The following is a 12,932-nucleotide window of genomic DNA, read 5'->3' as shown; positions in this document are numbered from 1 at the left end:
TTTTAATTTAAAGTTGATTATTAATAAAAGGGTTTGTGCGCACTAAATGACCTCCGTCAAATTGCACCACATAGTTAAAGCGCGCCTGCTGTGGCGAGCCGGGTATAAAATCGGTTGAAATTACTTGTGCGCCGCTATTTTTTGCAGCATTAAACTGCATTGTTCGTTGCGAATTAGTGGCATTTAAATTTGCATCTGCGCGGGTACGCACCATGAAGCCTTTTAATACAAGTTGCTGAATTTTATAAAAGTCGCGTATAGGGTTGTTCACAATCATAAAAGCAGCTTCGGGGTGGTTTTCATCATAATGGGCAAACATGCTAGCCCCTTTTAACGAAGGCCTATTTTGTTTATAAAGTGCGGATTGTTGTGTATTGCCATCAAATAAGAATATGAATTTACCTGCTAAGGCACGTGCACTTGGCCACCCAAACTTAACGACTGTTTGGTTTAAAGATAATGGCGTTTTGCGTAAATCATCTGGCGTGAATAATAAGTTAGGTAACGATTTTTGAATTACTTCATCGAGTAAATAATAATCTTTCGGTGTAAATTTAAGTGGATTATTCCCCAGAACTAAATCAGATCGTGTTTCTTTTACATTGAGCATTACAACAATTGGAAAGTGCTGCGGATTTGCCTCTGACCATGCTTTCAATGTATTCAAACAGCCACTAAACAACACACAATGGCTTTGCACATCAATGTCGGGAATGTGCATTACTTTAAATCCAGGAGTAGCTAATTGCTTTTTTTCTAACTCATTAAACAAAGGCGTTGTTGCAAAAGTATTAGCCCAAGGTTTTATGTATAAACCCCCATTAGGGTCTTTTAAAACGTCAATTTCTAAATGGCGAACACCGCTATTTAACTGCTTAATAATAGATGAATGACCGTAATCAATACGGGCCATTAGCTTGGGGCTTAAATCATTTAATTTATGTTTAACGCTTACGTTTAATGTTTTTTTATAGCTGTTATGTGAGCCAATCATTTGCAGGGTGTTTAATGGCTTAGCGCTAACACTGCTTACATAACCTGCAAAAAAAATAAAAATAAAAAATGGCATAGCACGTCTCAATTGTTGAGTTTGCTATCTAAGAGCGAGCATTTATAAATTAGGGGACACAAAAATATGCATTTAATAAAAGTTTCATAATAGAAAAGCATGTTTATAAAATTTTATGTCCCCTTTTATCCATTACCTCGCTCTAAATAATGAGTGAAATAAAAACGGGATAAAGCCATCATGATTAGAGTCAAAGTACTATGGTTAGCACTATGGATTGGGTTATGTATTACATGCAAAGTAAGTGCTATTGAGTACTTTGAGGTTAAAAGTGCGTCGCAGATGGAGACGGTTAAAGTGGCATTTTTAGCTGATATTCATCTACATGATATTTTTGCTAATTTACATGACGTAGATAATATAGAACTACCAAAGGATGTTACCTCAAAGCAACCATTACTAGTGCGTAGTATGCTTGCCCAGCTTCATTCAACACGTCTTTTTAATGAAAATTATTTTGTTTTTTTACATGTATTAGATGAATTAGCCGAAAAAAAAATAAAACTAGTCGCCTTACCTGGCGATTTTACTGATGATGGTCAACCTATTAATGTGCGGGCACTGGCGCGTATTTTAGGTCATTATGAAAAGAAATATGGAATGCGTTTCTTTGCCATACCGGGTAATCACGATCCCGTAAAACCATATACAACACCGGCAGGTAAAGCGGACTTTTTAATGGCGCAAGGTAAAGAGTTTGGTGTTTATAGTTATCAACATGAAAAGTGTATGGCTAAGCAGTCTGTATGTGATGATGGTTTAAAAAACTGGGGATACGCTGAAATACTAAGCACACTCAATGACTTTGGGTTTAGTAAACATAAAGGTGATGTGCTATATGAAACGCCTTATAAAAACCGAGAGTTTATATGGTGTAACCCCAATAACAAAAAACACTGTATCACCATGCCCGATGCGAGTTATTTAGTTGAGCCTATAAAAGGGGTTTGGTTAATGGCAATTGATGCCAATGTTTATGCACCGCAATGGCAAAACTCACCGCTCACTTTTAAAGGGTCGTCTGGTGCTGGCTATAATGCTTTAATTGATGCAAAGCCTCTATTGTTAAAGTGGATAAAAACGGTTGTAAAAAGAGCCAAAACGCAAAATAAAACACTGGTTGCATTTAGTCACTTTCCAATGGGGGAGTTTTACGACAATGCAAATGACGAATTACATAAAGTGTTTAGCCGTGGTCATTTTTCTCTACCAAGAGTGCCAACACCACGTACAGCAAAAATACTGGCAGATACAGGGTTAACGCTCCATTTTGCAGGGCATATGCATTTAAATGATACGGCGCTGATAACCAGTAATCAGCACTCCCAGTTAGTTAATGTGCAAGTGCCAAGTTTAGCGGCTTACAAAGCGGCCTATAAAGTTGTAGAGCTAAATTTAGCTAAGCAAACCGCGCTTATTAGTACTCATACATTAGACGATGTGCCGGGTTTTAATAACTTATTTAGTTTATATGAAAAGGAATGGCAGTATCGTAACTTGCATAATCTTAGTAATTTTGACCGCACTATTTTGAACTCAAAGAGTTATGGTGATTTTACCAAGCAACATTTATTTGGGCTGATTAAACAGCGTTTTTTAAAACGCGATTGGCCTAAAAATTTAGTGGCATGGTTAAATGACAATCATCATTTAGCCGATTGGTTTACAAATATGCAATGTTTAAATGAAGCACCGCCTAATTTGCTCTCTCAGCTTGAAGCTGTATCGACAAAAGAATGGCTTCAAGATTTTTATTTATTACGAAATGGTGATGTAACAGCAGATATAACACCTCAAAAGCGTCTTACTTATCAACAACTAAATACTTTTTTAGCACAATCGACATGTAAAACAGATAAGCAAATACAGCAATACTTAGCCCTGTTAATAAAAGTAATGGCAAAATTTAGTCAACATACCCAGGGGGAGAATTTCCGCGTTGATTTAAAAACAGGAAAAATCATTTAATACTGATAACTCAACCCCAAGTAAAAGGTACGTCCACTTGTGGTTGAGTTGTAAGCTCTGAGGGTTGAATTACTGTATTGTTGCTCTTGTTCATTACTGAGATTAAATGCGCTAAATTTAAGTTTCCAATAATTAGAAAAATAATAATTCACACTTGCATCCCAATAGATGGTCGGCATAAATCCGGTTTCGTTTTCATCGAGTAAAAGGCTGCCAGCACGCACTAAATATTTATCTCTAAAAATAGCGCCGAGTTTAAAATTGAATTTAGGGTGGTCGTAAAAAATCATACTTGATGCGGTAATTTTAGATAAAAAAGGCAGGTTTTTTTTAAATAAAGCAGTGCCACTATTTGAGTCATAATAGGTGACTTTACCTTTATTATAAGCCGCTTGTATATTAATGCCCCAATCAGAATTATGTATTAAGTAGTTTAAACTTACCTCGGCTCCCCACTGATAGCCCGTTTCTGCATTACTTAACCAAAGTAATTGACTATCGGAGGTTGTAGGCGGCGAATCTTCAAATAAAGGCGCTTGTGTTGTGACTATGTAATCCTCTAGATCTTTATAAAAAAGTGATATGTTAAACGAACTGCGACTACTAAAATCAGCCTCTAAGGAAATATCGCTATTATAAGATAAGTAAGGTTTTAGATTTGAGTTAAATATGTATTTTGTACTATTAGGGGTATCGTTTGAGCCATCAAAATTGAGTGAATTTAGTAATGCTTTTGAATAGTTTTTAGAAAGTCCTGCACGAAATCGCCAATTATCGTTAATAAAATATGACCCATTAAAAGTTGGAAGCCATAGGCTATACAAAATCGGAGAGTAAGGCGCTTGAGTGTAAGATGTTATAGATTCTGATTGGTAACGTACACCTATATGAGCCTCCCATTTTTCTTGCTCTGTACTTAATAGAGTATAAGCACCTCTGCTATATTCCTTTATGTGTTCAGCTTTAGTCGTGATTAAAAAATTATTGGCTTGTACATTAAATGGGTCAATGCCATAAAGCTTAAGTGCCTCATTAGTGTTTATTTTTAACCACTGCTGTTTTTTATGTGCATTTTGCGATGAAACATACGATGCAGGAAGGTCAATTAATTGTTGTGGTGTATCGGATATTTCATTAAAAAAAATATCGTTTTGCTGTGCGTTATTCATTTTATTTTCAAACAGAGTCCAGTCAGCCCCAAATTGAAGAGTTATTAAACTATTAACGTCATATTGAAAATCTAATTTTGCGAAGGTGTACTCACTATTTGAATTGTATTGCTCTATATCACCATGATGCATTTGCCACATCGTCGGATTTTTCAAGTTTTCGCTGTACTTAATATCTGCATAAAATGGCGTTTTACGATAATCAATTGTAACGTCACTTATACCTTGGGTATAAATTTTATTGCTGTAAGGAATGTCATACTTTGAGCGCTCGTTTCCTAATATGGCGTTTATTTTCCAATTTTTATCTAGTTGCTGGGAAAATGACAGCACGCCTTGCTGATATGCCGTATTTATTTTTTGAGTTCGGCTTTCGGTTGCCACGCGTGCATTTTCATAACGTGCATACTCAAGCTCATTATTTTCATTAGCTTGAATGTCTTTAATTGTTGTTAGCCCTTTAATTATAGGCGTTGACTGATCCCCTCTAGGGTATAAATGATATTCATGCCGCTCTCCTTTTAAAAAACCTGAGAGCATATCAAAATCAAAATGCGTGGTTTCGTTTTTATACTCTACAGATAGGTTTGCCCCAAATCGCTGCTGGGTTGCTTGCCATACCGAGTAGCGATTACCGCGAGGGATTATATAATCGCCTTGAGTTAAATGCTGAGCTTGTGATTGAGTTAACGCCGAGAGATCAGCGCCTTCTATGGCAATATTTCGCCAGCGAAATGTATTAGCGCCTTGCTCTAACGATTCTCTGTTTGTGTACGCAACGCTTGCAAGTACCCCCCAATTATTCCACGTGTTAGAAATTAAGCTTGAATAGCGTTTTGCGCCTGTACCCACATAGTCGTTGTAGCCGACTTCTGGTGTAATAATAAATTTAAATCCTTCATTATCTAAGGGGTTTATAGTTTGCAGTGCCATAGTGCCAGATATTCCACCTGCAATTTTGTCGGCAGAATAGGCTTTAATTACATGAATTTGTTTAAATAGTTCGGCAGGTAAAATATTGAAGTCGAAAGAACGATCGCGCTGTTTTTGCACTCGACTATCCATTGGTGAATCATTATTTGCCAATACAGGCATACCGTTGAGTGTTACCAAACTAAAATCAGGATAACTGCCACGTATTGATACTTGGCGACCTTCGCCTGCTTCGCGAGTAATGGCTACACCCGGAATATACTGTAAGGCTTCAGCCAAGTTAGTATTGGGAATGTCGGTAATATCTTGTGCAGAAATGGCTTCGCTAATCGTTTTATTATTGTGTTTTAAGTTTCGTGAGCGAGCCAACGAATAGCGGATACCCTTTACTGTTATTTCTTCAAGTGTTTCTTTATTGGTCGTTATTTTTTGTTGAAAAATAACAAAACCCTTGTCTTGAATTTTATATGTTAACTCGCTGCCTATTAATAAAAAATCTAGTGCTTGAGCAAGTGTATGATCGCCAATTAAGGTGGATGTAGTTTTGTCGTCGATAAGTGAAGGGTTACTACTAAAAGAGACTGCATATGCATTTGCTACTTCTCTTAAGCTGTCACTGAGAGAACCGGCAGGTATATAAACAAACGTATGTATGTTTTTTGCGGCACTTGGCATTGCTGTTAAGCAACTAACAGCAATAAAAAAGTACACTAAAATACATTTATCTAATGTACATACATGTTTTAGCATAAGAGTTTAATCAACATACTTCATTTAAGGTCGCGTTAAATGAAGTTCGTTGCTCTTTTTTTCTACATTCCAGTTGTAAGTAGATGCTATTAGCATAAGGCTTTGTTGCGGCGTTTCGAGATTAAATCGTCCGCTAATTAAAGTATTATTTAGTGCGTTATCTACTTTAATTACCATAGGGCTATAACGCTGCAATTGCTTAATAACAGTGGTTAGAGGTTCTTTTTTTGCATCAATCCAACCCATTCGCCAAGCAGGGAGTTGTGTCAACTGCTGGCTATAATCTACAGCTATATGTCCATTTTTTATAACAGCTTGTTGAGAGGGAGTTAATATCACTTTATCTAAGGCCGAGACTTCTACCCTGCCTTCGTACACTGTTACCACTACTTCATCCTTATTGCGCTCTACATCAAAAGAAGTACCTAGTACTTTAATGCTTGCTTGTCCGGAATTTATTATAAATGGCCGTGTTTTATCTTTGGCTACATCAAAAAAAACCTGTCCTTTTTTTAATTCGATTTGCCTAGAGTGTGGTAGTAAGTGCGCAGTCAACTCACTATCTGCATTTAAGTGTAAATATGAACCGTCATCTAATAACTTAGATACACGTTTGCCTAAACGTGCTTCTAAAAGCTGAGGTAGGTTAGTTTCAACTGCTGTTTTTGCAATAGGTGTTGGTGTAAACGCTTGTTGAGATATAGAAAGCCAGTACACTGCAAAAGCAATAGCGCTAAAACTAGCTGCTAAGGCGAGCATAGGGAAAGCCCTAGAACGTTTAGCATTAGGCGTAATTATTGGAGTCGGTAAACTATATTGTTTAGTGTAAATGTGTAGAGCCTGTTTAACAGCAGGATCGCCAAATACATTGGCTATTTTCTCAAATGCAGCCTTATTTTCTGTGCATTTTAACCAAAGCGATAGTTCTTTACGGTCATGATCATTTAAATCATTAATCCGATCTACCCAATCTGCTGCCTGTTCTAAGCGTTGTTCGTTCATTAAAAAACCTAACCTGCGTTGATTAAATATAAAGAGCGTAAAAGTGTAATAAAGGGGACATTTTTATTGATTTTTTTCTATGTGAAGCGTTATTTGTATCATTGCGCGCGTAATATGTTTTTTTACAGATTCTTGGCTCATATTTAACTGCAGACTAATTTCTTCGCGACTTAATCCGTTAATACGTCGAAGCTTAAATACTTTTCTTCTTAAAGGTGGCAACTCTTCCAACGCACTTTTAACAAGCTCGAGCTTTTGCTCTGTAATAGACTGCGCCTCTGGATCGCTATTATCATCTGTAAAAAGCTCAATATCTTCTGCTTTATTTGGTTGGCTTTTATTTTTTTGCCAATCACTATACATAACAGACTTTGCGACTTGATTTATGTACGCCTGAAAGTTTTCAATTTCTAATGTGTCATTTCTATTTAAAGTTCTCAGCAAAGCTTCTTGGACTAGGTCGTCTACGTCATCGGTATTATTTGTTCGACGACTAACAAACTTACGAATATGGCTGATAACGTTTTTTACATCGCTTTGTTCAGAAGAAATATTTAAATTCGATGGCAGGGGGCTTTTAAAAGTCTTCATTACTCAGTCTAGAATTTTATTTTAAATAAATACTAAGTGAATAATATGACCAATTGATTACAGGTACGGTTGGGCGATTAAGTAAATTAAAGTAATGATACGAAGAATAAATTATCATTTAGAGCATCTTAACGCTTTAGATAGGGTTTAATTTTAGGCATAGAGTATTTGAGCAAATAACGCTTTGAGAAAGACTAAATTTTTGGAGGTACTATATTCCCTTGTTATCACTTATTTGAATGTTCTTTTGGCGAGATTAGCGTATGACTAGAGGGCTTAAGCGCTTTTCGGCAGATCAGCTAGTTTTATATTAGCTTAAAAAATGACATAGAAAAGTTAAAATAATAGTATCAAGCTTAGTAAAAGTGCAGCTATTTTTATTGATTAGGATCAACAAAGCAACAGAGAAAAATAGGCATAATTTATGGCTGAAATTTACACCTAAAAATAAAATGGTGAGTTACGAATGTGTGCTACGATTTAATGAAAAATAAAGGTTTATTATTGAACTGGACTTGTATTAAAAGCAGTCAAAAAACATTTTATCTAACTCTATCTATATGTTTAATAATGATTTTAATTGAAGGGGCTTATAAGTGGCTTTACTCATAAATAACAAATGCATTAACTGCGACATGTGTGACCCAGAATGCCCTAATGAGGCTATTTATATGGACGCTAAAATATACCTAATAGATGCTAGTAAATGTACTGAGTGTATAGGCCATTACGATAAACCTACCTGCATAAGTGTTTGCCCTATTGACTGTATAAAGCCCGATCCGAATAAGCGTGAAACTTTGGACGAACTAGCAGAAAAATTTGTGCGGGTAACTGGCAAATAACTCGTCAGGTATTTTGCTAAGCAGCTTTTAATTTAGGCTAAAAACACTACTTACATTAATTATTTAGGTTGTAGCTAAGGTCCTCTGTCATGCATTTTTAGTTTCAATCAAATCTTATTACCTTCATTAATTATCAACTATATTGTGTTACCTTAAGGCTTTATAAACTCAAGTATTAATCTAAGTTTTAGATTGCATTCTATAGGAGTCTATTTTGGATATAGGTATTAACGCTATTCAGGCTGTATCTTCAAGACAAGCCATATTTATTAATGATGAGTGCCGAGTATTTGTAATTGGCGATCTTGATGGTGATTTACCGGCCTTAAAAAACGCACTTAATAACGTAAATTTTAATCCTGAAAGAGATACTTTGTTTTGCCTAGGCGATTTTGTTGATCGCGGGGATAAAACATATGACTTATTTACATACTTACAAGCCATTAGGGCATGTATGATATTAGGTAATCATGAGCATTTAATGTTGGAATCATTATTAAGTAATGATAAAGCGGCTTTTAAATTATGGACTGACAATGGTGGCAATTGGCACAAGTCGGTATCAAGTGAAAAGCTCAGTGTTATGTGCGATGAGTTACTAACTAAACCGCTTTCAATAGTACTTGAGTATCGTGGTTGTAAAATTGGGTTGTCTCATACATTTGCACAATCGTGGGATTGGGAAAATTACCCTGATGATAAATCGCTAATTGTGCAATCTTTATTGTGGGATCGCGAAGTAGTTAAACAAGATCAGGTAGTTAAAAGTCATGGAGTCGACTTTTCAATACATGGACATAACTCAACTAAAGCGCCTTTTTGGGTTGGTAATAGTTATCATATAGATACAAATTATTATGGTGGAAAGCCTACACTCTTAGAGCTTTCAGAGGTTATTGCTACGCTTGATTAACCAAGCGCTATTTAGCAATTATTACTTCTTTCAAATATCATCCGGCAGTTTTGCTTTTTAAAGTATAAACTGCTGACTACCACATCAAATTATCCCCTTCGTATTTTTGTATACACTTTATGATGATTTATGCATTGTAATTATTCATTAAGCTATTAAATACCACAAAGCTTCTCTTTGCTTGTTAATTAAGAGTGGTTTTGAAGTGTGGGTTGGATTTTAAGTTTCATTCAATAGGTATTAATACAGTTATATGAGACGTTTATTTAGTTTTAATATTGATGATTAACAAACGGTTAAGTTTGGCTGTGTAGAATTGGGAACAATTTTTGCCATTTCGTAAATAATTTACGTAAAAGGATTAACTTCTCGCTTTAGTTTTATATAAGCAGATTTAAATGGAACAGCCTCTCACATGATAGTAGCAAGCATATACCCTTTCCCTTTTTCAACGTTTTGTAAGTCGTCACTTTATATATCAATTTTTTCTGCTTTGGGTTCTACGTGTGCTTTTGCAGCGCAAGAAAACCCGAAGCACGCAAAAGGTATGGAAGTAATAGAAGTACGTGGTATCCGTTCAAGTATGGCCGAAAACTTAGATGTAAAACGTATGTCTGGCTCAGTAGTTGATGCAATTACCGCGGAAGACATTGGAAAGTTCCCTGATAAAAACGTTGCAGACTCACTTCAGCGTGTACCCGGTGTGGTAATTGAGCGTGACGGCGGGGAAGGTTCATCGGTTAGTATTCGTGGTTTATCGTCAGAACTTACCTTTACACAACTTAATGGTAATTTTATTGCGTCTTCCCCGGGGGAGCCTTCGCGTTCGTTTGATTATGCTTTGTTACCGTCTTCAATGATTGAAAGCGTAGAGGTTTATAAATCGCCAGAAGCACGCTTAGATGAAGGTGGGGTTGGTGGTACTGTATTAATGCATAGCCGAAAACCTCTGAGTATGGATGCAAACTCAGGTGTATTTAATGTAGAGAGTACTTACGCTGATGTTACAAAAGAGTACGAACCGCAGTTTACGGGTTTATATTCATGGAAAAATGACGACGAAAATTTTGGTATATTAGTTGGCTATACATATCAGGAGCGAACAAACAGAACGCTTTCGGGCGGTACTGATGCCAATGTGTGGCGCTATACTGGCACTGGGCAACCTACAGATATAAACGGTAACGCAGTTGATAACAATAATGGTTGGGGTGTTATTAATGATGCAGGCGGTAATAGTTACGATGGTGTTTGGTTTCCACAAGTTGTGCGAGGTTCAGTTCTTAACGAACAACGTGAGCGCGAAGGGATTCAATTTAGTTCACAGTGGCGACCAACAAATCGTTTAGAGCTTGGCTTTAATTATTTTGGTTTTACACTTGGGCAAGACAGAACAGAATCTGTGATTGATATACCAGAGTGGTCTTTAAATCCTGATTTTTTGACGGATGTAAATCTTGATGAGTCGGGCACTATTGTTACTGGTATGCAATACGATGCAATGGCAAGTGGTGTCGAAAATGATATGCAATTTCCGTGGATGCGTGGCAGCTACATACGTGAGGAATCTACCTCCGATACCTTTGATTTTAATTTAACCTATGAAGGTAATAATTTTAAAGCGCGCTTTGTAATTGGTAATACACAATCAGAGGGCGGCCCAGAAGAAAGCTGGGAAGCGGCGTATAAAAGTTCTAACGCGGGCGAAAACGCAGCCACTATTCAAAACGCAGCTCAAACGGCAGGCTGGTCACTCAATCAAAATAATGTGTCACTTAATATCGACCCTAACACATTAGTTAATTTACAAAATGGAGTTGGAGGCGGTCGTGATGCGGGCTCTTCAAACTCAAGCTTTGTACGCAGTGAGCTAGAAGAAGATTACTACCAAGCTGATGTGGATTTTTATGTTGATTGGGGCTTTTTAAAAACAATTAAAACCGGTGCTAAATACCGCAATTCAACTCTTCACCGTGAAACCGGCAACACCTTCTTTTTAGATCCAAATTTTGATATTGCTGCAGGGGAAGCAAGTGAACAAGGTATTACCCGTTTTGACAGCTACCAGTGGAATGGTGGAATGCCATTAGCTCAAAATGTATTTACTAGTGAGAATAATATTGCAGGTGGTTTTGATATAAACCAAATGCCAAGTATCGACTGGAATAAATACCGCGATATGGTCACTGCTAGTTATGTACCTTATACGCGCATTGAAGATAATTTTGTTTACGATATAGAAGAAAAAATATCGGCTTTTTATATACAAGGTGATTTTGAATTTAGTGAAGTCAGAGGTAATTTGGGTGTGCGTGTTGTGCAAACAAAAACACTTACTTCATCTACTGACTTATATACCTACCAATTAGATCACACAAATGATGAAACAGGTGAGCCAGTAACAGGTGACGCTCGTTTTGTAGAAGACTATCAATTAGTCACTCAGCAAAACAAAGACACTCAAGTTTTGCCAAGCTTTAATATAGCGTGGGATGCAACCGACGATTTAGTTATTCGTGGGGCAATAGCTAAAGTAATATCTCGTCCTGACTATAGTGATTTAGGTGCGCAGCAGCGCATTACCTATGTATCAGGTGAATGGGCAGAAGATAGAGCCGCATTTAACGAGCTTCCTAGTTTTAGCGGTAGTGGCGGAAATAAAAACTTGAAACCATTTGAATCAGTTCAAGCTGATTTATCTATTGAGTATTATTATGGCGAAGGTTCTGCTGTTGGGTTGGCACTTTTTCATAAGAAAGTAGATAACTTTGTTGTGCCACTGGTGATCGACGTAGAGCAAAACTTTGCTGGTAAAAATAATATAGTGGATGCAGGGACTATTAATATAGCCCCTTACAGCACTGTAGGTAATGGCACCGATGCAGTATCAAAAGGCGCGGAAGTATTTATTCAGCATGCCTTTGATAGTGGTTTTGGCTTTTACGCAAATTATACTTATAACAAAACCAATAAAGCAGATGTAACAATTAATGGTGAAGAATTTGGTCAGTCGGCCTTAATAGGTAGTGCAAAGTATCAGTACAACACCTCTGTTTATTATGAAGGAGGTTATTTTAATGTACGTGCTTCTTATAATAAGCGCGGCGAAACAGTACTCGGTTTAAATAGCGGATTAAATGTATACCAAGACCCTTACGAACAAATCGATGTAAATGCATCTGTAAATTTATACGACGGGCTTAGCCTTACCGCAGCGGTTATTAATTTAACTAAATCTGAATCAGTAACGCGTTTAGGAAATGACACCGATACGCGATTACTCAATACTAGCTACTCAGGTCGTCGTTTTTACGCGGGCTTTAACTATAGCTTTTAGATAAATGACTTAATAGCTGGTCTGTAGAAAGTATTTTTTGATAGCGCAGGCCATAACAAACACTTTAATAGGCGTTAAATGTTAATAAAGTGCTAGTTATGTTGTGTTTTTAATACGTTTAGCTCAAATTCTCAGCGAACAGTGCTTTATTTAAAGTTTTGTCAATAAAACGCTTGCGTAAAAATCTGTTCTCCCTATAATGCGACCCCACTGAGACGGGAAACGCCGAAGCATAGCGAGGCACGAACTACTCAGAGAGTTAAATAAAACTTCGGTTTTAAATCTTCTAAAAAGAAAGTTTAAAACAAAGTGTTGACTCGAAAAATAAAGGGTGTATTATTCGCATCCCTTGAGA

At 36.8% G+C, this 12,932-nt stretch carries 8 protein-coding genes; 4 read left to right on the top strand and 4 right to left on the bottom strand.

What is annotated here, in order from left to right:
* Positions 1 to 7: 7 nt before the first annotated feature.
* On the bottom strand, positions 8 to 1,069 hold the full coding sequence (locus H5088_RS19430) for a Ca2+-dependent phosphoinositide-specific phospholipase C (RefSeq protein ID WP_182754293.1): 1,062 nt from the start codon (positions 1,067 to 1,069) through the stop codon (positions 8 to 10).
* A 180-nt stretch (positions 1,070 to 1,249) separates the two neighbouring features.
* On the opposite strand from H5088_RS19430, the gene H5088_RS19425 reads away from it, so the two are divergent.
* On the top strand, positions 1,250 to 3,037 hold the full coding sequence (locus H5088_RS19425; RefSeq protein ID WP_182754290.1) for a metallophosphoesterase: 1,788 nt from the start codon (positions 1,250 to 1,252) through the stop codon (positions 3,035 to 3,037).
* Here H5088_RS19425 and H5088_RS19420 read toward each other — a convergent pair.
* From H5088_RS19420 to H5088_RS19410, 3 genes are all read right to left on the bottom strand, one after another.
* Positions 3,034 to 5,889, bottom strand: a complete 2,856-nt coding sequence (locus H5088_RS19420; RefSeq protein WP_182754287.1) for a TonB-dependent receptor — start codon at positions 5,887 to 5,889, stop codon at positions 3,034 to 3,036. The two genes, H5088_RS19425 and H5088_RS19420, sit on opposite strands and share 4 nt — an antisense overlap.
* 24 nt (positions 5,890 to 5,913) lie before the next feature.
* Positions 5,914 to 6,891 carry a FecR family protein gene (locus H5088_RS19415; RefSeq protein ID WP_182692786.1) on the bottom strand — a complete coding sequence of 326 codons (978 nt, stop codon included), beginning with the start codon at positions 6,889 to 6,891 and terminating at the stop codon, positions 5,914 to 5,916.
* Positions 6,892 to 6,954: 63 nt separating this feature from the next.
* Positions 6,955 to 7,482, bottom strand: a complete 528-nt coding sequence (locus tag H5088_RS19410) for an RNA polymerase sigma factor (protein WP_182725241.1) — start codon at positions 7,480 to 7,482, stop codon at positions 6,955 to 6,957.
* 596 nt (positions 7,483 to 8,078) lie between these two features.
* Between H5088_RS19410 and H5088_RS19405 the strand changes: the two genes are divergently transcribed.
* The 3 genes from H5088_RS19405 to H5088_RS19395 all read left to right on the top strand — a co-directional run bounded on the left by H5088_RS19405 (position 8,079) and on the right by H5088_RS19395 (position 12,577).
* Positions 8,079 to 8,327 (top strand): YfhL family 4Fe-4S dicluster ferredoxin, encoded by a 249-nt coding sequence (locus H5088_RS19405; RefSeq protein WP_182754284.1) that lies wholly within the window; start codon positions 8,079 to 8,081, stop codon positions 8,325 to 8,327.
* A 214-nt stretch (positions 8,328 to 8,541) separates the two neighbouring features.
* Complete coding sequence (locus H5088_RS19400) at positions 8,542 to 9,240, top strand: metallophosphoesterase (protein WP_182754281.1); 699 nt, start codon at positions 8,542 to 8,544, stop codon at positions 9,238 to 9,240.
* Positions 9,241 to 9,655: 415 nt separating this feature from the next.
* Positions 9,656 to 12,577 (top strand): TonB-dependent receptor, encoded by a 2,922-nt coding sequence (locus H5088_RS19395; RefSeq protein ID WP_182754278.1) that lies wholly within the window; start codon positions 9,656 to 9,658, stop codon positions 12,575 to 12,577.
* Positions 12,578 to 12,932: the final 355 nt, after the last annotated feature.

It is taken from the genome of Pseudoalteromonas sp. SR43-3 (assembly GCF_014163875.1).
GTDB classification, from domain to species: Bacteria; Pseudomonadota; Gammaproteobacteria; order Enterobacterales; family Alteromonadaceae; genus Pseudoalteromonas; species Pseudoalteromonas distincta.
This window is presented reverse-complemented; position numbering and strand designations above follow the sequence as displayed.

Excerpts from the sequence above, each read along its gene's own strand:
- H5088_RS19430 (WP_182754293.1), bottom strand. The coding sequence starts at position 1,069 with ATGCCATTTTTTATTTTTATTTTTTTTGCAGGTTATGTAAGCAGTGTT.
- H5088_RS19425 (WP_182754290.1), top strand. The coding sequence starts at position 1,250 with ATGATTAGAGTCAAAGTACTATGGTTAGCACTATGGATTGGGTTATGT.
- H5088_RS19420 (WP_182754287.1), bottom strand. The coding sequence starts at position 5,889 with ATGCTAAAACATGTATGTACATTAGATAAATGTATTTTAGTGTACTTT.
- H5088_RS19415 (WP_182692786.1), bottom strand. The coding sequence starts at position 6,891 with ATGAACGAACAACGCTTAGAACAGGCAGCAGATTGGGTAGATCGGATT.
- H5088_RS19410 (WP_182725241.1), bottom strand. The coding sequence starts at position 7,482 with ATGAAGACTTTTAAAAGCCCCCTGCCATCGAATTTAAATATTTCTTCT.
- H5088_RS19395 (WP_182754278.1), top strand. The coding sequence starts at position 9,656 with ATGATAGTAGCAAGCATATACCCTTTCCCTTTTTCAACGTTTTGTAAG.